This is a genomic window from Streptomyces sp. ISL-43, assembly GCF_018614195.1.
Classification (GTDB): Bacteria; Actinomycetota; Actinomycetes; order Streptomycetales; family Streptomycetaceae; genus Streptomyces.
On the sequence record NZ_JAGGOT010000012.1, the window covers coordinates 157,686 to 184,600 of the forward strand.

Annotated in this window: 20 protein-coding genes; 13 read left to right on the forward strand and 7 right to left on the reverse strand. The window is 72.5% G+C overall.

Translation table 11 applies throughout. The features are described 5' to 3' along the window. Nucleotide 1: 1 nt before the first annotated feature. The 3 genes from J7F03_RS41960 to eccE all read right to left on the reverse strand — a co-directional run bounded on the left by J7F03_RS41960 (nt 2) and on the right by eccE (nt 5,697). Complete coding sequence (locus J7F03_RS41960; protein ID WP_214947936.1) at nt 2-3,331, reverse strand: SCO5717 family growth-regulating ATPase; 3,330 nt, start codon at nt 3,329-3,331, stop codon at nt 2-4. A 375-nt stretch (nt 3,332-3,706) separates the two neighbouring features. Next, nucleotides 3,707-4,417 (reverse strand): hypothetical protein, encoded by a 711-nt coding sequence (locus J7F03_RS07905; protein ID WP_214947937.1) that lies wholly within the window; start codon nt 4,415-4,417, stop codon nt 3,707-3,709. After that, entirely contained in the window at nt 4,414-5,697 is a 1,284-nt protein-coding gene (eccE, locus tag J7F03_RS07910) for a type VII secretion protein EccE (protein WP_214947938.1), read from the reverse strand. Before eccE ends, J7F03_RS07905 begins: the two co-directional genes overlap by 4 nt. A gap of 257 nt (nt 5,698-5,954) precedes the next feature. Here eccE and eccB point away from each other — a divergent pair, with 257 nt between their 5' ends. The 4 genes from eccB to J7F03_RS07930 all read left to right on the forward strand — a co-directional run bounded on the left by eccB (nt 5,955) and on the right by J7F03_RS07930 (nt 9,825). Continuing rightward, nucleotides 5,955-7,565, forward strand: a complete 1,611-nt coding sequence (gene eccB, locus J7F03_RS07915) for a type VII secretion protein EccB (protein WP_214947939.1) — start codon at nt 5,955-5,957, stop codon at nt 7,563-7,565. Further along, on the forward strand, nt 7,565-8,974 hold the full coding sequence (gene mycP / locus J7F03_RS07920) for a type VII secretion-associated serine protease mycosin (protein WP_374104284.1): 1,410 nt from the start codon (nt 7,565-7,567) through the stop codon (nt 8,972-8,974). The genes eccB and mycP overlap by 1 nt, the downstream gene beginning before the upstream one ends. Nucleotides 8,975-9,122: 148 nt before the next feature. Beyond that, nucleotides 9,123-9,464, forward strand: coding sequence for a hypothetical protein (locus J7F03_RS07925; protein WP_214947940.1), 342 nt, complete (start codon nt 9,123-9,125; stop codon nt 9,462-9,464). Between the two features lie 52 nt (nt 9,465-9,516). Beyond that, nucleotides 9,517-9,825 (forward strand): WXG100 family type VII secretion target, encoded by a 309-nt coding sequence (locus J7F03_RS07930; protein ID WP_214947941.1) that lies wholly within the window; start codon nt 9,517-9,519, stop codon nt 9,823-9,825. Between the two features lie 127 nt (nt 9,826-9,952). Here J7F03_RS07930 and J7F03_RS07935 read toward each other — a convergent pair whose 3' ends face one another. Further along, a complete protein-coding gene (locus J7F03_RS07935; protein ID WP_030161442.1) occupies nt 9,953-10,198 on the reverse strand; it encodes a DUF397 domain-containing protein in 246 nt (81 codons plus the stop codon). A gap of 116 nt (nt 10,199-10,314) precedes the next feature. Then, complete coding sequence (gene eccCa / locus J7F03_RS07940) at nt 10,315-14,298, reverse strand: type VII secretion protein EccCa (protein ID WP_214947942.1); 3,984 nt, start codon at nt 14,296-14,298, stop codon at nt 10,315-10,317. A gap of 294 nt (nt 14,299-14,592) precedes the next feature. Between eccCa and eccD the strand changes: the two genes are divergently transcribed. The 6 genes from eccD (at nt 14,593) to J7F03_RS07970 (ending at nt 21,722) form a co-directional block, all read left to right on the forward strand. Further along, the gene (gene eccD / locus J7F03_RS07945; RefSeq protein WP_214947943.1) at nt 14,593-16,101 is read left to right on the forward strand and encodes a type VII secretion integral membrane protein EccD; all 1,509 of its coding nucleotides are present in this window, start codon (nt 14,593-14,595) and stop codon (nt 16,099-16,101) included. Between the two features lie 172 nt (nt 16,102-16,273). Beyond that, on the forward strand, nt 16,274-16,561 hold the full coding sequence (gene rpsO / locus J7F03_RS07950; RefSeq protein ID WP_112451810.1) for a 30S ribosomal protein S15: 288 nt from the start codon (nt 16,274-16,276) through the stop codon (nt 16,559-16,561). Nucleotides 16,562-16,846: 285 nt separating this feature from the next. After that, the gene (locus J7F03_RS07955; RefSeq protein ID WP_214947963.1) at nt 16,847-19,069 is read left to right on the forward strand and encodes a polyribonucleotide nucleotidyltransferase; all 2,223 of its coding nucleotides are present in this window, start codon (nt 16,847-16,849) and stop codon (nt 19,067-19,069) included. Further along, the gene (locus J7F03_RS07960) at nt 19,066-20,445 is read left to right on the forward strand and encodes a pitrilysin family protein (RefSeq protein ID WP_214947944.1); all 1,380 of its coding nucleotides are present in this window, start codon (nt 19,066-19,068) and stop codon (nt 20,443-20,445) included. The genes J7F03_RS07955 and J7F03_RS07960 overlap by 4 nt, the downstream gene beginning before the upstream one ends. A 59-nt stretch (nt 20,446-20,504) precedes the next feature. Beyond that, nucleotides 20,505-21,257, forward strand: a complete 753-nt coding sequence (dapB, locus tag J7F03_RS07965; RefSeq protein WP_214947945.1) for a 4-hydroxy-tetrahydrodipicolinate reductase — start codon at nt 20,505-20,507, stop codon at nt 21,255-21,257. Nucleotides 21,258-21,275: 18 nt separating this feature from the next. Further along, nucleotides 21,276-21,722 (forward strand): hypothetical protein, encoded by a 447-nt coding sequence (locus J7F03_RS07970; RefSeq protein ID WP_214947946.1) that lies wholly within the window; start codon nt 21,276-21,278, stop codon nt 21,720-21,722. Nucleotides 21,723-21,791: 69 nt separating this feature from the next. Here the strand turns inward: J7F03_RS07970 and J7F03_RS07975 are convergent, their stop codons facing one another. Both J7F03_RS07975 and J7F03_RS07980 read right to left on the reverse strand, forming a co-directional pair. Then, on the reverse strand, nt 21,792-22,349 hold the full coding sequence (locus J7F03_RS07975) for a PH domain-containing protein (protein WP_214947947.1): 558 nt from the start codon (nt 22,347-22,349) through the stop codon (nt 21,792-21,794). 48 nt (nt 22,350-22,397) lie between these two features. Next, on the reverse strand, nt 22,398-22,637 hold the full coding sequence (locus J7F03_RS07980; RefSeq protein ID WP_214947948.1) for a hypothetical protein: 240 nt from the start codon (nt 22,635-22,637) through the stop codon (nt 22,398-22,400). 253 nt (nt 22,638-22,890) lie between these two features. Between J7F03_RS07980 and thyX the strand changes: the two genes are divergently transcribed. From thyX to J7F03_RS07995, 3 genes are all read left to right on the forward strand, one after another. Next, a complete protein-coding gene (gene thyX, locus J7F03_RS07985; RefSeq protein WP_214947949.1) occupies nt 22,891-23,631 on the forward strand; it encodes an FAD-dependent thymidylate synthase in 741 nt (246 codons plus the stop codon). Between the two features lie 198 nt (nt 23,632-23,829). Beyond that, nucleotides 23,830-24,729 carry a 4-hydroxy-tetrahydrodipicolinate synthase gene (dapA, locus tag J7F03_RS07990; protein ID WP_214947950.1) on the forward strand — a complete coding sequence of 300 codons (900 nt, stop codon included), beginning with the start codon at nt 23,830-23,832 and terminating at the stop codon, nt 24,727-24,729. 114 nt (nt 24,730-24,843) lie between these two features. Continuing rightward, nucleotides 24,844-26,529 (forward strand): ribonuclease J, encoded by a 1,686-nt coding sequence (locus J7F03_RS07995; RefSeq protein ID WP_214947951.1) that lies wholly within the window; start codon nt 24,844-24,846, stop codon nt 26,527-26,529. Nucleotides 26,530-26,915: the final 386 nt, after the last annotated feature.

The window sequence follows — 26,915 nt, forward strand, 5'->3', positions numbered from 1 at the left end:
GTCAGCCCAGGCGCGGGTCGCGCGGGGGCTGGCCCGGCTGCTGCTGCGGCGGCTGGGACTGGGACTGGGACTGGGGCTGGGACTGGGGCTGCGGTTGCTGCTGCCAGGGCTGGCCGGGCGTGGGGTAGGGCTGCTGGGGCTGGTTGTACGGCTGCTGGGGCTGCTGGGGCTGTGGCGGCTGGTTGTACGGCTGGCCGGGCTGGGGGTGCTGCTGCGGCGGCTGCTGGCCCCAGTGGTTCTGCGCCGCCTGCTGCTGCGCGCGCGGGAAGTCCTCGGCGACCAGGGCGGAGAGGTTGAAGTACGCCTCGCGCGTCTTGGGCTTCATGAGGTCGAGGTCGACCTCGGCGCCGGCCGCGAGGTGGTCGTCGAACGGCACCACGACGACCCCGCGGCAGCGGGTCTCGAAGTGCCGCACGATGTCCTCGACCTTGATCATCTTGGCGGTCTCGCGGACCCCGGAGATCACGGTGAGGGAGCGCGAGACGAGATCGGCGTACCCGTGCGCGGAGAGCCAGTCCAGGGTGGTGCTGGCGCTGCTCGCGCCGTCGACGGACGGCGTGGAGATGATGATCAGCTGATCGGCCAGGTCCAGGACGCCGCGCATCGCGGAGTAGAGGAGGCCGGTGCCCGAGTCCGTGAGGATGATCGGGTACTGGCGGCCGACCGTCTCGATGACGCGGCGGTAGTCCTCGTCGTTGAAGGTCGTCGAGACGGCCGGGTCGACGTCGTTGGCGATGATCTCCAGCCCGGAGGGGGCCTGGGAGGTGAACCGCCGGATGTCCATGTACGAGTTCAGGTACGGGATCGCCTGGACCAGGTCCCGGATCGTGGCCCCGGTCTCGCGGCGCACGCGGCGGCCGAGGGTGCCGGCGTCGGGGTTCGCGTCGATGGCCAGGATCTTGTCCTGGCGCTCGGTGGCGAGGGTGGCGCCCAGAGCGGTGGTGGTCGTGGTCTTGCCGACGCCGCCCTTGAGGCTGATGACGGCGATGCGGTAGCAGGACATGACCGGCGTGCGGATCAGCTCCAGCTTGCGGCGCCGCTCCGCTTCGGCCGCCTTGCCGCCGAAGCGGAAGAGGCTGCCGCCGGGGGCGTTGCTGCCGCTCTTGGCCTTCTGCTTGCCGCGCAGCAGGCGGTCGGACGACAGCTCGACGGCGGCGGTGTAACCGAGCGGGGCGCCGCCGGCGGGCTGGGCGGCGGCATAGCGGGGGTCTTGCCCCGGCTGGGGGCCCTGGGGGCCCTGGCCGGGCTGCGGGCCTTGCTGCCACTGGCCGGCGGCGCGGGGGTCGGTGTACGGGGCGTTCGGCGCCTGCGGGGCCTGCGGCGGCTGGGACTGGGCGTACTGCTGCGTGGGCGGCGGGAATCCGTATCCGGCGGGCTGCGGCTGCGGCTGCGCCTGCTGCGGTGCGGGCAAGGGGATCTCGTAACCGGCCTGCGGCGCGGCGGCCGCGGCGGGCGGGAGCTCCCAACCGGCCTGCGGCGGGGTGGATGAGGCGAACTCCGGCGGCAAAGGCGGGAGTTCGGCGGAGGGCGGCACGTCCTCGGGCTCCGAGACAGCCCCGGCGGGGGAGTCCTGGAGCGGGTGTTCCGCCAGGGCTGCCGGAACGACCGTCCCATGGGCGGGAGTCGGCGTCCGCACGGGTACGGGTACGGGCGCGATCGCCGGGGCCGGCTCCGCGGGTGCGTCAGCGTCGGCCCGAGGGGCCTCCGGGGCCCAAGGCGCGGGCACGGCATCGGCCGGGGCCGAGCTCCTGTCCGCGGCCCCTTCGGGAGACACGCTCCCCGGCTCCGCACTCGCGTAGGACACGGCCGAGGCCGCCGGCGCGGCCGGGCTCGAGTACACCGAGGGCGCGCGGCCCCCGTCGGCCGGAGCGGCGTACGGGTCGGCCGTCGGGGTCGGGGCGGCCGGGTACGCCGAGGGCGTCACGTCGGCCGGGGTCGTGAAGGGCGCGCGGCCCCCGTCGGCCGGAGCGGCGTACGGGTCGGCCGTCGAGGCCGGTGCCGTGTGGCCTGCGGAGGGGTACGCCGAGGGCGCCACGTCGGCCGGGGCCGACTGCGCGGCCTGGAACGGGGAGGGCGAGGGGGCCGCGTCGGCCGGGGCCGATGGTGCGGCCGGGCTGGGGAGCGGCGGGGGCGTCGCGTCGGAGGGTGCCGTGTAGGGGTCGGCCGACGGGGTCGGTGCGGCGGGGTACGCCGGGGGTGCCGACTGCGGGGCCGGGATCGAGAACGCCGAGGGGCTCGTGCCGGCCGGAGCTGAGTACGGGTCAGTCGACGGGGCTGGTGCCGTGGGGCCTGCGGCGGGGTATGCGGGGGGCGTTGCGTCCGACGGTGCGGCCGGGGTCGGAAGCGGCGGGGGCGTTGCGTCGGCGGGGGCCGATGGTGCGGCCGGGATCGAGAACGCCGAGGGGTCCGCGCTGGCCCGGGCCCTGTACGGGTCGGCCGACGGGGCTGGTGCCGTGGGGCCTGCGGCGGGGTATGCGGGGGGCGTTGCGTCCGACGGTGCGGCCGGGGTCGGAAGCGGCGGGGGCGTTGCGTCGGCGGGGGCCGATGGTGCGGCCGGGATCGAGAACGCCGAGGGGTCCGCGCTGGCCCGGGCCCTGTACGGGTCGGCCGACGGGGTCGGTGCCACCGGGCCTGCGGCCTGGTAGGCCGAGGGGGTTGCGTCGGTGGTGGCCGACGGTGCGGCCGGGTGCGGGAAGGGCGAGGGCGCCGCGTCCGCCGGGGCCGACGGTGCGGCCGGGATGGAGAACGCCGCGGGGCTCGTGCCGGCCGGTTCCGACGACGGGGTCGCCGAGGGCGTTGCGTCCGACGGTGCGGCAGGGATCGGAAGCGGCGGGGGCGTCACGTCGGCCGGGGCCGACGGTGCGGCCGGGATGGAGAACGCCGAAGGGCTCGTGCCGGCCGGGGCCGACCGCGCGGCCGGGATCGAGAACGCCGCCGGGTCCGTGCCGGCCGGGCTCGCGTACCCGGTCAGGCCAGGGAGCGGCGAAGGCGCTGCCGGGGCCGGGGTTGCGTACGGGGCCGGCGGCGACGGGTACGCCGGCGGGGCGGAGTCCTCCGCGTCGGTCGGAGCCGCCGCGTGCGGAGCGTCGGTCGCGGGGCGCAGGGCCGGCGGGGTGGTCGGCGCGGGCTCCGCCGGGCGGTGGGGCTCGAAGCCGCTGCCCTCGGGCAGGCCGGGGACCGGCGCGGTGGCCGGGGTCGCGCCCTGCGTGTACCAGGCCGGCGGGGTGTAGTCGATGGTGAACTCGCCCGTCAGCTCGGGCTCCGCGTCGGACTGATCGTCCGTCGGGACGTCCCACGTCCCGCCGCGCCTCTCGTTCCGATCGCCGCTCACTGATCCTCCTGGTCTGTCGAACACTGGTCCGGCGTCCGGCACCACGCCACGCCGACGTTCAGCCTAATCGCGCCCGGTAGCCAGTATCCGCCCCCGCCGCTCCGTCCCCGTCGGCCCGTCCCCGTAGGCCACCCGAAGTCAGCCCACCGGACGGGGACCGTCCGCACCCCGCCCCCGAGACTCCGTCACCCGGCTTGGGGGGAGCAGCCGTACCGCACCCACCCCGACGGCCGGCCGCTCGCGGCGTCCCCCGTGCGGCTGAACCTCCCTCACCCCCGAGGCCAGGGGTGTCGCGCGCCCCGGCAAGCCCTCCCGGCCACAGCACCAGGCCGTCTCTTTCGGATCTCGCCGGGCGACAAGATCGGAAAGAGACGCCTAGTCGATCCGCCGCGCCGGACCCAGCAGGCCCGTCTCCGTGTCCGTCGGCCGCGTCATCACGAACTGCCGGTCCCGCCGCGTGCACCACAGCGTCACCCCGTCGCCCAGCGTCGGCAGCGACTCCACCGTCGCCTGAGGCAGCCGCATCAGCCGGCCGATCTGCTCCGCCTCGTCCGGGGAGACCCGCTGGACGCCCACCAGCGAGGCGTTGCGCAGCAGCCGGGGGGCCGTCGGGCTCAGGTACGGCAGCAGGGTCAGCACCGACTGCCAGGGGCCCGCCGCGACGCGGCCGCGCGGCGGGCGCATTCCGCAGTCGCGGATCACCAGGACCGGACTGCCCGCCGACGCGCCCTGCGGCGGCACCCGGCCCACGTCGTGCAGGGTCACGCACTGCCGGCCGCCGCCCGCCGCTTGGGCGAGGCCGGACCACACCTGGCCGCGCCCGGTCTCCACCGCCACCCGCGCACCCGTGGCCACCGCCCGCAGGGCCAGGACCTGGGCCGTCCACAGGCCGCCGATCAGCGTGACCTCGTACGGGGTGGGCCGGTTGACGCCGAGGACCGCCGGCCGGCCCTGCGCGTCCTCGCCGATGACGACCCCGTCGTCCCCGACCGGCAGCGCCAGCGCGTCCAGGTCCGCGGCCTGGACCACGTGCCGCTCCCCGCGCGGTCCGACCAGACCGAGGCCGCCTCTCGTCCTGATCCTCATCGCGCTCCTCCCAGCGGCAGCGAGGCCAGCAGCCCCGGCACCTGCTCCCGGTCCAGGCGCACCAGCCCTGCCTTGACGCCCCGCGCCGAACGCTCCAGCGCCCGCCGGGCGGCGACCAGTTCCTCGTCGCTGCACCCGGTGACGCGGACGTGCCCGGTCAGGGCGACCTCGTGCCGGGCGGCCGGGGCCATCGTCAGGCTGAAGTTGGTGGCCAGCGCGGGCAGCGAGGTCAGCAGCGCCACGAACTGCGGCAGCCCCGCCCCGGCGCCGCCCAGTTGCGGCCACCGGCCGATCCAGTACGTGGTGTGCCGCCGGTCGTCGCAGCGCCAGGTCCGCGGGGTCTCCTCCGTGCGCCGTTCCGTGGCGGCCGAGCGCCCCGCCCGGGTGATCGCCATCGGGTTCGCGCACGAGGAGGTGGCCAGCGCGCCCGTGAGCTCCTGCTCCGTGAGCACGGTCGCCCGGAACCCGGCGCCCCAGAGCCGGCTCGCCAACTGGTCCGCCACCCGCACCAGGCAGCGCTGCGCGCCCGCGAGCCCGCCGCCGCGCGCGGTGACCGCCTCGGGGCACAGCTCCGGATCGAGCTTGAGCGCGATCCAGGTGAGGCGCACCGCCGGACTTCCCGTCAGGGCCTGGAGCGGGGCGTAGTTGCGCGTCGCCATCGACTGGGCCGGCAGGTGCGGCGCCGGCGCCGGCTGGGTGTGCTGCACCAGTTGCGCCGACTCCAGCCGGATGCCGTCCACTTCGAGGACGTCCCGTACGAGGGCCAGCGGCAGCGGCCGGGCCCCCCGGTCGGGCCGCAGGGCGGTGGCGTCCATGTCGACCTGGACGACCGCCGTCAGGAAGGTGCCGTCGCCGACCATCCCGACGGGGCGCCGGTCACGGTCGCGCTCCCGCCCGCTGAACGTGAGGGTCCGCAGTGCCGGATCGGCCTCGACGAGCGGGGCCAGCCCCGGCTCGGTGCCGGCCGGCACGGCGCCGGCGGCGGCCCGGCGCCGACGCGTGCGCAGCGCCAGCGCGCCGCCGATCCAGTCGGGCAGCGAGCGCCGGTGGCGCCGTACGACCGCGAGCGGCACGAGGACCAGGGCGAGCACTCCGGCCGGGGCGAGCAGCAGCGGTTCCACCACCCAGGCCACCAGGAGTGCGGCCGCGGCGACTTGGAGGAGTACGAGTTGTTGCAATCGGAACGGGCCGAGCCGCCGCGGGCTGGACATCGGATGCGGTGTCACCCCGGCTCGCGCGGGTGCGGCGGCCCCGGCCCGCGGCCTTGCGGCAGTGGCCATCACTCGCGCACCTCCCCTTTCGAGTGCTCGGAACGGTGAATTCCGACGTCACGCACGACCGTCCGCCACGCGCCACCGGAGCCTTCCCCCTCCGCCCAACACCCCTTGTTTCCCCGGCCGGAGGGCGTGGAGCGGCTGCCTCACCCTACTCGGCCCACGCCTGCCCCGCCGTCAAGGCATAGTGGGTGGCCGGTCGGACAATCGGGGCCCGGCGACCGCATCCACCGACCGGGCCGCGCGGGGAGGAACAGGCGGCCATGGCGTCACGACGCGACGAGCTCAATGCGTACACATTTGCGAAGCGACGCACGGTGGCCGCGTTCCTTCGGCCTTCCGCGACCGGGACCGAGGAGGGTGCGCCGCGGCCGCTGCGCGCGGTCGTACCCGGTGTGGTGACGGCGGCGCTGGTCCTCGCGGCCTTCGGCGCCTGGGGCATGTTCCGGCCGACGGCCCCCAGGGGGTGGGACACCCCGGGAGCCCGGGTCATCGTCGGCAAGCAGTCGACGACCCGGTACGTCGTCCTGACGACCAAGGTCGACGGCAAGGACCAGGCCCGGCTGCACCCGGTGCTGAACCTCGCCTCCGCCCGGCTCCTGCTCGATCCCGCGCAGGTCAAGGTCGTCCAGGTCGAGGACAAGGTGCTGGACGCGGGCAAGCTGCCGCGCGGCCCCGTCGTCGGCATCCCGTACGCCCCCGACCGGCTGCCCGCACCCGAGGACGCGGCGAAGGCCAAGCGGTGGGCCGTCTGTCAGCAGCCCGGAGGCAACGGCCGGGGCGTGCAGAGCGCCACTTTCGTCCTCGCCGACCGCGAGGCGGAGCTGACGGACGACGACCGCCGGCTCTCCGACTCCCAGGCCCTGTACGTCCAGAGCACCGGCGCGGCCAAGGGCCGCTACCTCGTCGACGCGGCGGGCACGAAGTACCGCTTCCCCGAGGGCACGGCCGAGGCGGGGACGATGACCAACGCCCTCGTCGGCGGCAGCGCCACCCCGCAGCCGGTCACCGAGGAGTGGCTGGCCACCCTGAACTCCGGCGACGACCTGGCCTTCCCGCAGCTGCCCGGCGCGAAGGCCGGGACCCCCGCCGGGGTCGAGGGCCTGGCCGGCGCCGACGACAAGGTCGGCATGGTGCTCAAGGCCGAGACCGGCTCCGGAGCGCAGCACTACCTCGTCCTGCCCGGCAAGGTGGTCCCCGTCTCCGAGTTCGTCGCCTGGCTGGTGATCTCCTCGCCCGCGACCGACGGCCTCGACATGCACGGCAAGCCCCGCGAGGTCGACCTGCAGTCCATCGACCCGGACCCCGTCCCCTTCGAGGGCGACGCGCTGTGGCCGGCGAAGAAGGCCGACCGGATCAACGAGGTCCGCCCCGCGGGCGCTCCCGCCACCGGCGCCGAAGGCGACCGCGACACCGTCTGCTCCGTCCTGCGCTCGGTCGACGGCCACGGCGACCGGACGCTGAGCACCTGGGCCGGCACCGGCTTCCCCGCCGACATCACCGCCGGCGGTACGAGCGCCTACGTCACCCCGGGCACGGGCCTGCTCTACACGCAGGCGCAGGGCCGCCAGACCACCGCCGGCGGATCCCTCTTCCTGCTCACCGACACCGGTCTGCGCTACGCCGTCCAGGCCAACGGCGACAGCGACTCCGCCCAGCCCCCGCCCGCGGTGTCCGGGGCCGCCGGCGCACCCGCGGCGCCCGGCGCGCCTGGGCAGCCCGCCTCCGACGGCCGTCCCGCACCGAGCCAGGCCCAGTCCCGCCTCGGCTACGGGGACGTGGTCCCGGTGACGGTGCCCGTCGCGTGGTCGGAGTTCCTCTCCAAGGGCCCGCGCCTCGACAGCAACGCCGCCCGCCAGCCCCAGGGATCGTGATGCGGAGCACCCCGGAACCGGTCCGCGGGCCGGTCGCCGGGCCGGTCCCCCTGTCGATCCCGGGGCCGGCCCCCGAGCAGGCTCCCGAGCCGGCCCCCGAGCAGGCTCCCGAGCAGGCTCCCGAGCAGGCGCGCGAGCAGGCGCGCGAGCAGGCTCCGGAGCCTGCCGCGAGGGCCGTCTCGAAGCCCGCCCTCGCGGGCCTGCTGGCGGCCGCCGCCCTCGCGCTGGCCGCCGCGCCGCAGTCCTCGTACGCGAGCGCGCGCGAGGCCCCGTACACCCCGCGGCCGGCCGGCGCCGGCGAGTGCGCCTTCCCCATGAGGAAGCAGATGGCGGACCGCCCCTGGGCGCTCCGGAGGCTGCTGCTCGACGAGCTCTGGGCGCAGACCAAGGGCCGCTCCGAGGACGGCAAGAGCGTCCGCGTCGCCGTCATCGACACAGGCGTCGACCGCGTCAACCCCCAGCTCGGCGACGCCCTCGACATCGGGGCCGGCCGGGACTACCTCGACCCCGGGGGCGACGGCACCCATGACACCGTCGGCCACGGCACCAAGGTCGCCGGGCTGATCGCGGCCCGCCCCAAGCCCGGTACCGGCTTCGTCGGCCTGGCCCCCGAGGCCACGGTCATCCCGATCCGGCAGAACGACGGCCAGGGCAGCGGCAACGCCGAGACCCTCGGCGAGGCCATCGGCCACGCGGTGGCCAAGGGCGCCCAGGTCATCAACATCTCCCAGGACACCGACGCGCGGCTCGCCCCGGACTCCGAGCTCGGCCGGGCGGTCGAGAAAGCGGTCGAGGCGGACGTCGTCGTCATCGCCTCCGCGGGCAACGACGGGCTGAGCGGCCGGAAGCGCCCCACCTACCCGGCGGCCTTCCCCGGCGTCCTGGCCGTCGGCTCCTCCGACCGCAACAACGAGCGTGCCGCCTTCTCCCAGCCGGGCTCCTTCATCGGGATCGCGGCCCCCGGCGTCGACATGGTCTCCACCGTCCCCGGCTTCGGCCAGTGCGTCGACAACGGCACCAGCTTCTCCGCGCCCTACGTCGCCGGGGTCGCCGCCCTGGTGCGCGCCGAGCACCCGCGGTGGAGCGCGCAGGAGGTGGTCTGGCAGCTCCAGAACACCGCCGAGCGCTCCGTCAACGGCCGCGACGACTACGTGGGCTGGGGCGTCGTCGACCCGGTCCGCGCCCTCACCCAGGACCACGAGACCCCGAGGCCCCCCGTGCCGGACCCGGGACCGCCCCCGGCGGCCGCTCCGGAGCCGGCCGCGATGCGCACGGGCGAGACGGCGCGGGAACGGGACGAGCGGCTCGGAACCTACGCGCTGGGCATCGGCGGCGTGCTCATCGCCGTGATCTCCGGGACCGCGACGGTGGTCCGGGACGCCCGGACCCGGCGTGGTCGTTTGCAGTGAACGGTCACGGTTCGTCAACTCCTCCCCAAAGGCCTTGTTGGGCAAGGTCGATGAACTGACTACAGTGCTCGCATGCTTCGCGACTGCGATCGGGGAACCGCCGGTTCCGCCGGTTCCGCCGGGCGAATCGAGAAATGAGGAGCTTCGGATGACCGACAATTTCGGACTCGCTGATACCCCGGTACGCCGGGCGATGGACCGGATCGCGCAGACCGCCGACAGCGTCACCCGGCAGTCCCGCGAACTGGCGGACATCCTCTCCACGGTGAGCGCCGGCTGGACCGGTGTGGGTGCCTCCGGGTTCACCTCCGCCCAGGTGGTCGTCAACGAGGACCACGACGAGATCCGCAGGCTGCTCGGCGTCCTGCACCACGCCGTGTCGCAGACCAAGAACCTGAGCAACGCGCAGGACGACGACGTGGTCGCGGCGTTCCGGTCGGTCAGGGCCGCCGCCGGCGGGGGCAACACCTCCGGCCTCAACGGCATCTGAGCCGGCCCCGCTTCCCCCACCACCCGCCCCGCCCCGTGCGAAGGAGAAGAGCATGACCGCGAACGACGGGCACACCAAGGTCCGGTACGAGAGCGTCCAGCTCATGGCGGACCGCATCCGCACCGTCTCGGACAAGATCAAGCAGGACCTGGAGGACATGGACCAGGCCCTGACGGTCGTCACCGACACCTGGGACGGCCAGGCGCACGTCCAGTACATCGAGCTGCAGCGCAAGTACAAGGGCAAGGCCGACCACATGCGCGCCCAGCTGCGCCTGGTCGCCGACCTCATCGAGCGCGGCAAGAACGACTATCGCGCCACCGACGTGAAGGCCTCGCGCCTGTTCACCGAGGCCTACTGAGCCCGGCGGACACGTCACGCGGCACGGGGAAGGGGCGCGCCCGCACCGGGCGCGCCCGGTGCGGGCGCGCCCCTTCCCCGTGCGCGAGCTGCGCGGACCACGCGCTACGCGAAGGCCGGTACGGGCCTCAGCGCGGGCCCCGGTCCAAGTCGAACTCCCCGTCCCTGGCCCCGAGTACGAACGCCTCCCACTCGGCCGCGGTGTAGCGCAGCACGGTGTCCCGGTCCAGCGAGGACCGCATCGCCACAGCGCCCTCGGGCAGCCGCGCGATCTCGACCCGCTCCTCGTCCGGGCTGGACCCGGGCGGGCCCTCCCATTCGACGCCGCTGATGTCGAGCGCGTACAGCTCGTCCTTCTCCTGCTGAGTGCCCATGTGCGGCCTCTCCTTCGGTGGTGCGGTCCCTGCCGATTATCGGTGCCGGCCGGCCGCGTGCGGGAGGCTTTGCGGAACCTTCCCGAACCTCGCCGCCCCCGCCCTCCCGCCCCCGCCTACATCGCCGGCGTCCGGCCGATCTGCACCAGCGAGGTCCCGCGCTTGCGCGAGACGAAGGACGCCCGGCCCGGCGGCATCGGACGCGGCCGGACACTGCCGACCAGGTCGCCCTCGGACGGATCGCCCGACAGCACCAGGCCCTGCGCGCCCAGCTCCTTGATCCGCTGCATGAACGGCTCGTACAGCGCGCGCGAGGCACCCGCCGAGCCGCGCGCGATGACGAAGCGGACGCCCGTGTCCCGCGCGAACGGCAGGAACTCCACCAGCTGCGCCAGCGGATTGCCCTGACTCGTGGCCACCAGGTCGAAGTCGTCGATGATGACGAACAGGTCCGGGCCCGTCCACCAGCTGCGGTCCCGCAACTGCTGCGGAGTGACGTCCTGCGGGGGCCGGCGCCGCGCGAACACCCCGCTCAGCGCCTCCATGTGCATCTGCAGGGAGCTCGCCACCGGCGCGTACTCCAACAGGTGCTCCTGCGGCAGCGCCCCGAGCAGGCTCCGCCGGTAGTCCCCGACCACGAGCCGCGCCTGGTGCGGGCCGTAGCGATCCGCGATCTGCCGGGCGATGAGCCGCAGCAGGTTCGTCTTGCCCGACTCGCTCTCGCCGAACACGAGGAGGAACGGGTCGGTCTCGAAGTCGACGAACACCGGCTCCAGGTCGGTCTCGTCGATGCCGATCGCGATCCCGCGCTCCGGGCACTCCCCGCCCCTGGGCAGCCGGTCGGCGTGGAGCAGCCGCGGCAGCAGCCGGACGCCGGGGGCGGCCTCGCCCGCCCATTCCTGCTTGACGCAGGCCACGAAGGCGGCCGTGGCCTGCGAGAGGTCCTCCGCCGCGTGCGAGCCGTCGATCCGCGGCAGCGCGCCGAGGAAGTGCAGCTTCTCCGCGACCTGGCCCCGGCCCGGCATGCCCGTCGGGACGTTCGCCGCGACCTTGCGGTCGAACTCGGAGTCCATGACGTCGCCGAGGCGCAGCTCCAGCCGGCTGAGCATCTGGTCCTTCAGCGCCGCCCGGACCTCCATGTACCGGGAGACCGTGACCACCACGTGGATGCCGTACCCCAGGCCCCGGGCCGCGATGTCCGTGACGATCTGCTCCAGGGCCTCGTACTCGCCCCGGAAGCCGCCCCAGCCGTCGATGATCAGGAAGACGTCGCCCCAGGCCTCCCCGGGCAGCTCGCCCGCGGCCCGCCGGCGCCGGTAGGTGCCGATCGAGTCGATGCCGTTCGCGCGGAAGGACTCCTCGCGCCGGCGCAGCACGCCGCCGACCTCCGCGACCGTACGCCGCACCCGCTCCGGGTCCAGCCGGGAGGCGATCCCGCCCACGTGCGGCAGGCCGGCGACCGACGACAGACCACCGCCGCCGAAGTCCAGTCCGTAGAACTGCACCTCGCGCGGGGTGTGCGTCAGCGCGAACGAGGAGATCAGCGTCCGCATCAGCGTCGACTTGCCCGACTGCGGGCCGCCGACCACCATCATGTGGCCCGCCGCACCCGAGAAGTCCCGGTACAGCACCTCGCGCCGCTGCTCGAACGGCTTGTCGACGAGCCCGAGCGGTACGACCAGCCCGCCCGGCCGCGTGTACCCCCGCGCGTGCAGCCCGCGCTCCGCCGAGGGCGCCAGCGCCGGCAGCAGCTGGTCGAGCGGCGGAGCCTGGTCGAGCGGCGGCAGCCACACCTGGTGCGCCGGCACCCCCTGCCCCTCCAGCCGTCCCACGATCACGTCCAGGACCGTGTCCGCCGGCGCGTCGCCCCCCTGCCCGGCCCGCTCGGCCTGCGCCGCCCGCGCCGACAGGTGGGCCGGGTCCGGAGCCGCGTGGACCACCGGCACCGGCGCCGCCGTGAACAGCACCGGCCGCCGCTCCACCGGGAACGGCCCGGCCGACAGGTCAGGGCCGCCCGTCCGGTAGGTGCCCGAGACGTACGCCGCCTTGAAGCGGGTCATCTCGTCCGTGCCGAACTTCAGATAGCCCGAACCGGGCACCGACGGCAGGTGGTAGGCGTCCGGCACCCCGATCGCGGTCCGCGACTCCGCGGCCGAGAAGGTCCGCAGACCGATCCGGTACGACAGGTAGGTGTCCAGCCCGCGCAGCCTGCCCTCCTCCAGCCGCTGCGAGGCCAGCAGCAGGTGCACGCCCAGCGACCGGCCGATGCGGCCGATCTGGAGGAACATGTCGATGAAGTCCGGCTTGGCCGTGAGCAGTTCCGAGAACTCGTCGATGACGAGCACCAGCGAGGCCAGCGGCTCCAGCGGAGCACCGGCCGCGCGGGCCTTCTCGTAGTCGTGGATGTTCGCGTAAGTGCCCGCCGAGCGCAGCAGCTCCTGCCGGCGCTGCAGCTCGCCGCGGATCGAGTCGCCCATGCGGTCCACGAGCGTGAGGTCGTCCGCCAGGTTGGTGATGACCGCCGCGACGTGCGGCATCTTTCCCATCCCGGTGAAGGTCGCCCCGCCCTTGAAGTCGGCGAGCACGAAGTTCAGCGTCTGCGAGGTGTGCGTGACCGCCAGCCCCAGCACCAGCGTGCGCAGCAGCTCCGACTTGCCCGAACCGGTCGCGCCCACGCACAGCCCGTGCGGGCCCATGCCCTCCTGCGCGGCCTCCTTCAGGTCCAGCATCACCGCGGAGCCGTCCTCGCCGACGCCGATCGGCACGCGCAGCCGCTCACCGGCGGACCGCGGCCGCCAGGTCCGGGCCACGTCGACGGAAGCGGCGTCGCCCAGGTTCAGCAGGTCCGTGAAGTCCAGATCGGCCAGCAGCGGCTCGTCGTCGTCCCCGCCGCCCGTCCGCAGCGGCGCCAGCTGCCGGGCCAGCGCCTCGGCCGCCGGCAGCGACAAGGTGTCCGGCACGCCCTCGTAGGCGACGCCCGCGCCCGACTCCAGCCGCAGCCTGCCCGGCCGCACCACGACCGACAGTCCGCCGCGCGCCTCGTCCAGGTCGCCCGTCACCACCTCGACGACGGTGACGCCCTGCAGCCCCTCGTCCGCCGCGAACACCGAGTCCGCCGGCACCAGGCCCCCGCGCGAACCGGCGTCCAGTACGAGGACCACGTGCGGCTGGTCCAGCACCGGCGACCCCTCCCGGCCGAACCGGGGCCGCCCCTCCAGCCGGGAGCCCAACAGCCCCTCCAGTTCACCGAGGTCGTCGCCGAACAGCCGCTTCGTACCGGCCCCGTCGATCTGCCCCGGCACCTGGGTGTGCGGCAGCCACTTCACCCAGTCCCAGTCCGGGACCGCGCCCGGCGCGGCCACCACCGCCACCACCAGGTCCTCGGGGGAGTGCAGCGTCGCCAGCTGCGCCACCAGCGCGCGCGCCGTCCCGCGCGCCGACTCCGGCTCCCCGGACACCGTCACGTGGTAGAAGGCCCGCAGCGACACCGCCACCGGCAGCCCTTCCAGCGAGGAGTGCACGTTCAGGAACCGCTGCATCGCGCCCGCCGTGAGCGGCTCCAGCTCGTCCACCGGAGCCGTGTCCGGAGCCACCAGCGGGGTCGCCAGGCGCTGCGCGCCCAGCCCCAGCCGGGCCTGCCCGAAGTCCGCGTCGCCGACCCGCCGTTCCCACAGCCGCGAGCCCCCGGCCACCACCGACCACAGCTGCTCCGGAGCCGGGTGCAGGTACAGCTGGGCGTCACGCTGGGCCCGCGCGGTCCCGCGCACCTGACGGCGCGTCTGCGCCAGGTACCTCAGATAGTCCCGGCGCGCATCGGCCATTTGCCCTTGCGTACCGCGCCGGTGGCGCACCAGCTGGGCCACCAGCATGGCCGCCGTCGACACCATCATCAGCATGCCCATGATCCGCATGAACGACGGGATGCCCGGCAGGAAGAAGAAGACGGCGGAGGAGCCCATCCCGAGCATCGGGAGGACCTGCATCAGCACGCCCTCCTGCTGCCCGCGCGCAAGCTCCGGCGGGGCCTCCAGCCGCAGTTCCCCCGAAGGGACTTCGGGCGGCAGCGACCGGGGCGGACGCTTGACGACGATCTGGCTCACCGGAGCATCAAATCCCTAGAAAACAGAGGGGACATCGCAACCGCCGCCCTCAAGTCCCGGGCGCGGAGGGAGTCTCCTCCGCAAGGAGGCGATGCTACTGGCCGACCGGCACCCGCACGCCCGCTACGCTGGCGCGCGCACCTTGCGCATCCGCGAATCGGCTGCGACCGGCGTGCGTACCGGCCCGCCGGGGCCGGACGCGGCACCGACGCGGACACCACCACACCGACGCACGCACGAACGAACGCACCAACGCACCAACGCACCAACGCACACACCAACCGGGGGCACCAGGTGAACACCGCCGAGGCGACCGGCTTCCGCAGGGTCACCGTCGTGGCTCCGGACAGCCGCGTGGACGTCGCCCTCCCCGAGGACATCGCCGTCGCCGACATCTACCCCGAGCTGCTGCGCCTCACCGGCCAGACCCAGCCCGTCGGCGCCCCCACCGGCTTCCACCTCGTCCTGCGCTCCGGCACCGTCCTCGACGGCGCCCGCACACTCGCCGCCCAGCAGGTCCTCGACGGCGAGGTGCTGAGCCTGCGCCCCTTCGCCGACTCCCTGCCGCCCGCCGTCTTCGACGACGTCTCCGACGCCGTCGCCTCCGCCGTGGTGCGGGGCCGCCACCGCTGGAGCGACGACATGCTGCGCGGCGCGGGCCTGGCCGGCGCCGCCGTCCTCTTCGTCCTCCTCGGCTTCGTCCTCTGGTACGCCGACCCCGTCCTGCACGACATGCACGGACTGCCCGGGGCCGTCGCCGGCTGCGTCGGCCTGCTCCTCACCGCCGCCGCCGGCGTCCGCGCCCGCGTCTACCGCGACCGCGGCTCCGCCGTAGCCCTCGGCCTCGCCGCCGTCCCCCACCTGCTGCTCGCCGGCGCCGGCATCGTCGCCCCGGCCGCCGGCCAGGGCCCCGGCCGGCTCCAGTTCCTCCTCGGGTGCCTCTGCGCACTCGTCGCCTCGGTCGCCCTCGTCGCCCTCACCCCCGACGGCGACGCCCCCTTCGTCGCGGCCACCTTCCTCGCCGCCACCGGGTCCCTGGCCACCTTCACCGCCATCGCCACCGACACCGGCCGTGCCGCCGCCGCGGCCGTCTGCGCCCCCGTCGCCATCGGCCTCGTCGCCTTCCTCCCCGGCCTCTCCGCCCGCCTCGCCCGGCTCCCCATCGGCTACGCGGCCCCGCGGAGCGCCGTGGCCGAGTACGAGACCCCGGACCGCGACGAGACCGAGCAGCCCTACGGGGAGCGCGCCGCCGCCGGCCGGCACGACTCCGGGGTCCCGCTCGACGCCGAGGCCATCGCCGCCCAGGCCCGCCGCGGCCACGAGACGCTCCTCGGTCTCGTCGGCGGCTGCGCCGCGGTCGCGGTCGGCTCCGCCGCCGTCCTCGGCTTCTGCGACGACACCTGGGCCCGACTCCTGGCCCTGGCCACCGGGCTCGCCATGCTGCTGCGCGCCCGCCTCTTCCGCTACACCTCCCAGGTCGCCTGCGCCCTCGTGGCCGGCCTCGCCGCCCTCGGCCTGCTCGTCCTCGGCCTCGCAGCGCACCCCCCGGCCGCCCTGCTCCGCGAGCTCGCCCTGTACGGCGACCGCAGCGGCCTGGACATCCGTACGATCTGGCTGTCGGCCGCCGTCACCGCCGCCGCGGCCCTCCTCGTCGGAATTGCGCTGGCCATTCCCCGCAGGGGTCTGTCACCCTTCTGGGGGCGCCTGCTCGACCTCACCGAGGCGGCGGTCCTGCTCAGCCTGGTCCCGCTGACCCTGGCCGTGCTCGACGTCTACGCCCGGGCCCGCGCTCTCACCAGCTGAGACGGGGCCGAGCGGCAGCCTGGTACGCTGTGTGACGGCCGTTTGTGTACGCGCCCTCGGATTCCTCCGGGGGCTGCGCTCAGCGGACCCCGCCTCCCGAGTTACGGAAGATCCCCAGAGAATTCGACCTGGGGCACTCGGTGGCTACGAAGACCTATTACGAGGAGTACGCGTGCCGCTCGACGCCGCAACGAAGAAGCAGCTCATCGCAGAGTTTGGTGCCAAGGAGGGCGACACCGGCTCCCCCGAGGTCCAGGTCGCGATGCTGTCCCGCCGCATCTCGGACCTGACCGAGCACCTGAAGGCCCACAAGCACGACCACCACTCCCGTCGTGGTCTGCTGATCCTGGTCGGCCAGCGCCGCCGCCTTCTGCAGTACCTGGCCAAGAAGGACATCCAGCGCTTCCGTACGCTGGTCGAGCGCCTCGGCATCCGCCGCGGTGCGGCCGGCGCCAAGTAAAGACGCTGTGAAGGGAGCGGTTCCCACACTGAGGGGGCCGCTCCCTTTGCTGTACGTGCGCGACGTACCGGACGCTTTGTAGTCTGGAACCACGTGCACAACTGAAGAGGAGGAGCGCCCTCCCTACGCCGCCGGTCCTCGGTAGTGGCACCCGGAACGCCCGCCACGGGCTCGAACCCCGGATGCTTCGATCGAAGACCGGCCCGCACGCAAGGAGCGCTTCTCCGCAACCGTCCACCACCACACGGGTGGCGGACGGAGACGACGAAAATGGAGAAAACGCTAGTGGAGAACGAGACCCACTACGCCGAGGCCGTCATTGACAACGGTTCCTTCGGCACCCGCACCATCCGCTTCGAGACGGGCCGTCTGGCCCGCCAGGCCGCCGGCTCCGCCGTTGCCTACCTGGACGACGACACGATGGTGCTTTCCGCCACCACCGCGTCGAAGAAGCCCAAGGACCAGCTCGACTTCTTCCCCCTGACGGTCGACGTCGAGGAGCGGATGTACGCGGCAGGCAAGATCCCCGGCTCCTTCTTCCGCCGCGAGGGCCGCCCCTCCGAGGACGCGATCCTCACCTGCCGCCTGATCGACCGCCCGCTGCGCCCGTCCTTCAAGAAGGGCCTGCGCAACGAGATCCAGGTCGTCGCCACGATCATGGCGCTCAACCCCGACCACCTGTACGACGTCGTCGCGATCAACGCCGCGTCCGCGTCCACCCAGCTGGCCGGCCTGCCCTTCTCCGGCCCGATCGGCGGCGTCCGCGTCGCGCTGATCCGCGGCCAGTGGGTCGCCTTCCCGACGCACACCGAGCTCGAGGACGCCGTCTTCGACATGGTCGTCGCGGGCCGCGCGCTCGAGGACGGCGACGTCGCGATCATGATGGTCGAGGCCGAGGCCACCGAGAAGACCATCGCGCTGGTCAAGGACGGCGCCGAGGCGCCGACCGAGGAGATCGTCGCCGCGGGCCTCGAGGCCGCGAAGCCGTTCATCAAGGCCCTGTGCAAGGCCCAGTCCGACCTCGCCGCCAAGGCCGCCAAGCCCGAGGGCGAGTTCCCGGTCTTCCTGGACTACCAGGACGACGTGTACGAGGCCCTCTCGGCCGCCGTCAAGGGCGAGCTCTCCCAGGCGCTGACCATCGCGGGCAAGCAGGACCGCGAGGCCGAGCTGGACCGCGTCAAGGAGATCGCCGCCGAGAAGCTCCTCCCGGCCTTCGAAGGCCGCGAGAAGGAGATCTCCGCCGCGTACCGCAGCCTGACCAAGGCCCTGGTCCGCGAGCGCGTCATCAAGGACAAGGTCCGCATCGACGGCCGCGGGCTCACGGACATCCGTACCCTCGCCGCCGAGGTCGAGGCCATCCCGCGCGTGCACGGCTCGGCGCTGTTCGAGCGTGGCGAGACCCAGATCCTGGGCGTCACCACCCTGAACATGCTCCGTATGGAGCAGCAGCTGGACACCCTTTCCCCGGTGACCCGCAAGCGCTACATGCACAACTACAACTTCCCGCCGTACTCGGTCGGCGAGACCGGCCGCGTCGGTTCGCCGAAGCGCCGCGAGATCGGCCACGGCGCGCTCGCCGAGCGCGCGATCATGCCGGTCCTCCCGACGCGCGAGGAGTTCCCCTACGCGATCCGCCAGGTGTCCGAGGCTCTCGGCTCCAACGGCTCGACGTCCATGGGCTCGGTCTGCGCCTCCACCATGTCGCTGCTGAACGCCGGTGTGCCCCTCAAGGCCCCCGTCGCCGGTATCGCCATGGGTCTGATCTCCCAGGAGATCGACGGCAAGACCCACTACGTCGCCCTCACCGACATCCTCGGTGCGGAGGACGCCTTCGGCGACATGGACTTCAAGGTCGCCGGCACCAAGGAGTTCGTCACCGCGCTCCAGCTGGACACCAAGCTCGACGGCATCCCGGCCTCGGTTCTGGCCGCCGCCCTCAAGCAGGCCCGCGACGCCCGCCTCCACATCCTCGACGTGATGATGGAAGCGATCGACACGCCGGACGCCATGTCCCCGTTCGCCCCGCGGATCATCACCGTCAAGATCCCGGTGGACAAGATCGGTGAGGTCATCGGCCCCAAGGGCAAGATGATCAACCAGATCCAGGAGGACACCGGCGCCGAGATCACGATCGAGGACGACGGCACCATCTACATCGGTGCCTCCGACGGCCCGGCCGCCGAGGCCGCCCGTGCCACGATCAACCAGATCGCCAACCCGACCATGCCGGAGGTCGGCGAGCGCTACCTGGGTACGGTCGTCAAGACCACCACCTTCGGTGCCTTCGTCTCCCTCATGCCCGGCAAGGACGGCCTGCTGCACATCTCGCAGATCCGCAAGCTCGCCGGTGGCAAGCGCGTGGAGAACGTCGAGGACGTGCTCGCGGTCGGCACCAAGGTCCAGGTCGAGATCGCCGAGATCGACTCCCGCGGCAAGCTCTCCCTGGTCCCCGTGATCGACGGCGAGGCCGCCGGCGACGACGCTGACAAGGACGACTCCGACAAGTGACGTCGCGTAGTTCCCGTGTGACGGCCCGCCCCTCTTCGGAGGGGCGGGCCGTCGCCCGTACCCAAACAGTGCTCAAAGGCACGAACGGCATCGGCACCGTCCGGCGCACGGTCCTCCCCGGCGGACTGCGCGTCGTCACCGAGACCCTGCCGTCCGTCCGCTCCGCCACCTTCGGCATCTGGGCCCACGTCGGCTCCCGGGACGAGACGCCTTCGCTGAACGGCGCCACGCACTACCTGGAGCACCTCCTCTTCAAGGGCACCGACAAGCGCAGTGCCCTCGACATCTCCTCCGCGATCGACGCGGTCGGCGGCGAGATGAACGCCTTCACGGCGAAGGAGTACACCTGCTATTACGCGCGGGTGCTCGACACCGACCTGCCGCTGGCCATCGACGTCGTGTGCGACATGCTCACCGGCTCGCTGATCCTCGAATCCGATGTCGACGCCGAGCGCGGCGTCATCCTCGAAGAGATCGCGATGACCGAGGACGACCCGGGCGACATGGTCCACGACCTGTTCGCCCAGACCATGTACGGGGACACCCCGCTCGGGCGCCCCGTCCTCGGCACTGTCGACACGATCAACGCGCTCACCGCCGACCGGATCCGCCGCTTCTACAAGAAGCACTACGACCCCACCCACCTGGTCGTGGCCGCCGCGGGCAACGTCGACCACAACAAGGTCGTACGCCAGGTCCGCGCGGCCTTCGAGAAGGCCGGCGCCCTGACCCGCGCCGACGCCGAGCCGATCGGCCCGCGCACCGGCACCAAGCGGATCCGCACCTCCGGCCGCGTCGAGCTGGTCAACCGCAAGAGCGAGCAGGCCCACGTGGTCCTCGGCATGCCGGGCCTGGCCCGCACCGACGAGCGCCGCTGGGCGCTGGGCGTGCTGAACACCGCGCTCGGCGGGGGCATGTCCTCCCGCCTCTTCCAGGAGGTCCGCGAGAAGCGCGGCCTGGCCTACAGCGTGTACTCGTACACCTCGGGCTTCGCCGACACCGGCCTCTTCGGCGTCTACGCGGGCTGCCGCCCCAGCCAGGTCCACGACGTACTGCGGATCTGCCGGGACGAGCTCGACAAGGTCGCCTCCGACGGGCTCACCGACGAGGAGATCCGGCGGGCCGTCGGCCAGCTGTCCGGCTCCACCGTCCTCGGCCTGGAGGACACCGGCGCGATCATGAACCGCATCGGCAAGAGCGAGCTGTGCTGGGGCGACCAGATGTCGGTCGACGACATGCTGGCCCGGATCGCCTCCGTCACCCCGGACGACGTGCGCTCGGTGGCCCAGGACGTACTGGCCCAGCGGCCCTCGCTCGCGGTGATCGGCCCGCTCAAGGAGAAGCAGGCGGCCCGCCTCGACGAAGCCGTGGCCTAGGTCCCCGGACAGGGAAAAGTTCCGTACGTCGTCAGTCTGTATGCATGTAAGGACGCAAAATGAGCAAGCTGCGCGTGGCAGTCCTCGGCGCCCAGGGCCGCATCGGCTCCGAGGCGGTCAAGGCCGTCGAGGCCGCCGAGGACATGGAACTGGTGGCCGCCCTCGGCCGCGGCGACAAGCTGGAGACGCTGGCCGAGGCCGGCGCCCAGGTCGCCGTCGAGCTGACCACCCCCGACTCGGTGATGGAGAACCTCGACTTCCTCATCCGCCACGGCATCCACGGAGTGGTCGGCACCACCGGCTGGACCGAGGACCGCCTCGCCCAGCTCGACACCTGGCTCGCCGCTTCGCCGGCGACCGGTGTGCTCATCGCACCGAACTTCTCCATCGGCGCCGTCCTCACGATGAAGTTCGCCGCCCAGGCCGCCCGGTACTTCGAGTCCGTCGAGGTCGTCGAACTGCACCACCCCCACAAGGTCGACGCACCCTCCGGCACGGCGACCCGTACGGCCCAGCTCATCGCGGCCGCCCGCGCCGAGGCCGGCCTCGGCGCGCAGCCCGACGCCACCACCACCGCCCTCGACGGCGCGCGCGGCGCGAACGTCGACGGCGTCCCGGTGCACGCGATCCGCCTGCGCGGCCTGCTGGCCCACCAGGAGGTCCTCCTCGGCGGCGAGGGCGAAACCCTGACCATCCGTCACGACTCCCTGCACCACAGCAGCTTCATGCCGGGCATCCTGCTCGGTGCGCGCCGCGTGACGCAGACCCCGGGCCTCACGTTCGGCCTGGAAAACTTCCTCGAACTCGGCTGACGAGCAGGCAGCGGAACCATGCGCGCGAAGATCACCTACTTCATCACGGCCGCGGTCCTGGCCGTCTACTTCGTCCTGGCCGGCGGCCGGGGCCTGATGCTGATTCGGCTCGGGACCCCGATCACCGTCCCGTTCGGTCTGGCCGTGCTGATCCTGCCGGTCATCGGCGTCTGGTTCCTCTGGCAGAACACGCGGTTCGTCACCAAGGCCAACCAGCTCGCGACCGAGCTGGAGGCCGAGGGCGGACTGCCCGTGGACGAGCTCGAGCGGGACAAGTACGGCCGGATCCTGCGGGATTCCGCCGACGAGGTCTTCGCGCGCCGCAAGGCCGAGACCGAGGACGCGCCGGGGGACTGGCGCAGCTGGTTCCGCCTCGCGGTCGCCTACCGTGACGCCCGCGACACCCCGCGGGCGCGCAAGGCGATGCAGCGGGCGATCTCCCTGCACGACGTACCGGCCCCATGAGAAGAGCCCGTACAGGACCGGTCCTGTACGGGCTCTTCTGTACGGGCTCTTCGTGCCCGCGCCGGCGGATCAGGCGGGTACGCCCCGGTACTCGGCGGCCCAGGCCTCGACCGAGTCGGCGGCCCGGTCGAACGCCTCGGTGCGCGAGAGGAAGTCGGCGTTGTGGTCGGTCAGCAGGACCGGCAGCCCGGCCCCGCCGCGCGCCGCCACGGTCAGTGCCTGCCCCTGTACGGTCCTCGGCAGTCCGAGCCAGCGCACGGGCTGCTGCACCGTGCGCACCTCGGCGACCTGGCTCCACGGGATCGAGCGGGTCCCGAAGAACCCCACCCGGCGCAGCCCCTTGCGGCTCACCCAGACGCCCGTGCGCAGCAGTCGCAGGGCGGATCCGACCACGGCGAGCGAGGCGGCCAGGCCGCCCAGGGCGCCGGTCCAGGTGCCCGCGGCGGTGATGATCACCGTGGCGAACAGCATGAAGGAGCCGAGCAGGAGCAGCAGCGCGGCGATGGCGACCCGCCAGGGCCCCGGGCGGTAGGGACGACGCCAGCGGTCGTGGTCCTGGTAGGGGAGGGTGTCCCCGGTGTCGTGCGCGTCGAATGCGCCGTCGGCCGTCAGGAAGGGCAGGGGCACGGCAGGACCTCACTCACATGCACGTTCGGTTGGGCTGTGCCCGTGAGGCTACCGCCCCTCGGACGCCTCCGACTGCTGCGACTTCGCCGGTACCTGGCTCGGCTGCAGTGCGGGCATCCCGAAAAGCAGCGAGCCGACGAGTCCCGCCACCACGGTCAGTCCGACCAGACTACGGGCGGCGATCTGGGTCTTGCTCAGACTCTCGGGCGGCGGCGGAGTGACGTTGCTGCGGAATCGGTCGGCCTCGGCGACGAAGGCGAACGGGACGGGTTCGCGCCGGCGGAACATGGGAGCGATTCTCCTTACGGTCGGGGCCCTGGGGCCCTGGGGCGGTGGGGGCGGGATGAGCTGGCGTTCTAGTAGGTAGGACGCACAAAAGCCCCGATCGGTGCCGGATGTCGGGACATTAACCAAATTTTATGGCGCAGCGTCAGATGTACCGGCCGCGGAACCGGGGGATTCCGGACTGCCCGGTCCGGTCCGCGGACCGTCGTAGAGTGGGCGCGGCCCCAAGTAAGACCAGCTCGGAAGGACCCTCCCGGTGAGCGAGACCGCCGCTTCAGACCTGAAACCCAGCTTCCGCAGCGATGTGACGGTGGAGCTGGTGAAGCACTCCGCCGCCGACTCCGACGTGCTGTGGGCCGCCCGTGTCTCCACCGCCGGCGAGCAGTCCCTGGAGGAGCTCCGCAAGGACCCGGAGCGCTCCAAGGGCCTCATCAACTACCTGATGCGCGACCGCCACGGCAGCCCCTTCGAGCACAACTCGATGACCTTCTTCATCAGCGCCCCGATCTTCGTATTCCGCGAGTTCATGCGCCACCGCGTCGGCTGGTCCTACAACGAGGAATCGGGCCGCTACAGGGAGCTGGATCCGGTCTTCTACGTCCCGGACGCCGAGCGCAAGCTCGTCCAGGAGGGCCGCCCCGGCAAGTACGTCTTCGTCGAGGGCACCGAAGCCCAGCAGGAGCTGACGGGCCGGGTCATGGAGGACTCCTACCGCCAGGCCTACGAGGCCTACCAGGAGATGCTGGCGGCGGGCGTGGCCCGCGAGGTTGCCCGTTCGGTCCTGCCGGTCGGTCTTTTCTCCTCGATGTACGCCACCTGCAACGCGCGCTCGCTCATGCACTTCCTCGGCCTGCGCACCCAGCACGAGCTGGCGGCGGTCCCGTCCTTCCCGCAGCGGGAGATCGAGATGGTCGGCGAGGAGATGGAGCGGCACTGGGCGGGTCTCATGCCGCTCACGTACGCGGCCTTCAACGGCAACGGCCGCGTTGCCCCATAAGGCTGGAAGGGCCTGACCGTACGGATGTGCGGTCCAAGTCCGAAGTGTCCGTATTGCGGCGTTTCGTAAAGTTCATCTAGGCTGATCAAACGGACCCGGCACTGCCTGAACCCCCGAGCAGGCAGTGCCGGGCTCCAACACCCTCATCACGTCCCCCGAGGGGACACCGCGAGCATGGCAGCGAGTAGCGTGTTACCCATGGCTCCGATCTCGACTCCGCAGACCCCCTTCGGGCGGGTCCTCACCGCCATGATCACGCCGTTTACGGCTGATGGCGCACTTGACCTCGACGGCGCGCAGCAGCTCGCCGTCCACCTGGTGGACGCAGGCAACGACGGCCTGATCATCAACGGCACCACCGGTGAGTCGCCGACCACCACCGACGCGGAGAAAAACGACCTCGTACGAGCCGTACTCGAAGCGGTCGGGGACCGGGCCCACGTGGTCGCCGGCATCGGCACCAACGACACCCGCCACACCCTCGAGCTCGCCCGCCAGGCCGAGCGCACCGGCGCCCACGGCCTGCTCGCGGTCACCCCGTACTACAGCAAGCCGCCGCAGGAGGGCCTCTTCCGGCACTTCACGGCGATCGCCGACGCCACCGAGCTGCCGGTCATGCTCTACGACATCCCCGGCCGCAGCGGTGTCCCGATCAACACCGAAACTCTCGTCCGGTTGGCCGAGCACCCCCGTATCGTTGCCAACAAGGACGCCAAGGGCGACCTCGGCCGCGCCAGCTGGGCCATCGCCCAGAGCGGCCTGGCCTGGTACTCGGGCGACGACATGCTGAACCTGCCGCTCCTGTCGGTCGGCGCGGTCGGCTTCGTCTCCGTGGTCGGCCACGTGGTCACCCCCGAGCTCCGCGAGATGCTCGAGGCCCATCTGGGCGGCGACGTCCAGAAGGCCACCGAGATCCACCAGAGGCTGCTCCCCGTCTTCACCGGTATGTTCCGCACCCAGGGCGTGATCACCACCAAGGGCGCGCTGAACCTGCAGGGCCTGCCCGCGGGCCCGCTGCGGCTCCCGCTCGTCGAGCTGACCACCGAAGAGGCGGCACAGCTCAAGATCGATCTTGCCGCGGGCGGGGTACAGCTCTGACACCAGACTTCACAACTGAATAAGCGGAACCAAACAAGACAAAGCAAGTGCACGAATGACATGCGCGCCACGTGCCTCCACGGTTGCGTGGCGCGCGTGGTGAAGGAGAACCTTTTGAGCCATCCGCATCCTGAACTCGGTCCGCCGCCGAAGCTCCCCAAGGGCGGCCTTCGGGTCACCCCCCTGGGCGGCCTCGGTGAGATCGGCCGCAACATGACCGTCTTCGAGTTCGACGGCCGTCTGCTGATCGTCGACTGCGGCGTCCTCTTCCCCGAAGAGGAGCAGCCGGGTATCGACCTGATCCTGCCGGACTTCTCGTCCATCCGGGATCGCCTGGACGACATCGAGGGCATCGTCCTCACGCACGGCCACGAAGACCACATCGGCGCCGTCCCCTACCTCCTCCGGGAGAAGCCGGACATCCCGCTGATCGGCTCCAAGCTGACGCTGGCCCTCATCGAGGCGAAGCTCCAGGAGCACCGCATCCGCCCCTACACCCTCGAGGTGAAGGAAGGCGAGCGCGAGAACCTCGGCCCCTTCGACTGCGAGTTCATCGCGGTCAACCACTCCATCCCGGACGCCCTGGCCGTGGCCATCCGCACCGGCGCCGGCATGGTGGTGTGCACCGGCGACTTCAAGATGGACCAGCTGCCGCTGGACAAGCGCCTCACCGACCTGCACGCCTTCGCGCGTCTGAGCGAAGAGGGCATCGACCTCCTCCTCTCGGACTCGACGAACGCCGAGGTCCCGGGCTTCGTCCCGCCCGAGCGCGAGATCTCGGGCGTCCTGCGCACGGTCTTCGCGAACGCCAACAACCGGATCATCGTGGCCAGCTTCGCCAGCCACGTGCACCGCATCCAGCAGATCCTCGACGCCGCCCACGAGTACGGCCGCAGGGTCGCCTTCGTCGGCCGCTCGATGGTCCGCAACATGGGCATCGCCCGCGACCTCGGCTACCTGAAGGTCCCGGCCGGCCTCGTCGTGGACGTCAAGACCCTCGACGACCTGCCGGCCCACGAGGTCGTCCTGGTCTGCACGGGTTCCCAGGGCGAGCCGATGGCGGCCCTGTCCCGCATGGCCAACCGCGACCACCAGATCCGGATCGTCCCCGGTGACACCGTGATCCTGGCGTCGTCCTTGATCCCGGGCAACGAGAACGCGGTCTACCGCGTGATCAACGGCCTGACCCGCTGGGGCGCCAACGTCGTGCACAAGGGCAACGCCAAGGTGCACGTCTCGGGCCACGCCTCCGCCGGCGAGCTGCTGTACTTCTACAACATCTGCAAGCCGCGGAACCTGATGCCGGTCCACGGCGAGTGGCGCCACCTGCGCGCCAACGCCGAGCTCGGTGCCCTCACGGGCGTCCCGAAGGACCGCATCGTCATCGCGGAGGACGGCGTCGTCGTCGACCTCATCGACGGCAAGGCGCGCATCTCGGGCAAGGTCCAGGCCGGCTACGTCTACGTGGACGGCCTGTCGGTCGGCGACGTGACGGAAGTCCACCTCAAGGACCGCAAGATCCTCGGCGACGAGGGCATCATCTCGGTCTACGTCGTGGTGGACAGCACCACGGGCAAGATCGTCAGCGGCCCGAACATCCAGGCCCGCGGCTCCGGCATCGACGACTCGGCGTTCGCCGCCGTCCTGCCGAAGATCGAGGAAGCCATCGCCCGCGCAGCGGCCGACGGCGTGGCCGAGCCGCACCAGATCCAGCAGCTCATCCGCCGCACGATGGGCAAGTGGGTCTCGGACGGCTACCGCCGCCGCCCGATGATCCTCCCGGTCGTCGTCGAGGTCTGACCCTCGCCGTAGCGATCTCACCGGAGCGGGGCAACCGGATTTGCATCCGGGGGCCCCGCTCCAGTACGTTTACGTCTCCACCTCGCACGACACCTCAGCACACACGTGTGCCCGGACGGGTCGATGCGGGCGGGCGGAATCCGGACCGGGGAAACCTGATAAAGTCTGGCTCGCCCGAAAGGGAATGGCTCTCCAACGGCCATCCAATTCAAATCCAAGCACTGTGACTTTCGAGAAACAGACACGGAAATGATCTGGTAGAGTTGGAGTCGCAGGAAAGGGAAACGCGAAAGCGAAGAACTGGAAAGCGAAACCCGCTTCGACCGGGAATCGGACACGAAAGAGTCTGATAAAGTCGGAAACATAAGAACGAAGGAAGCGCCCGG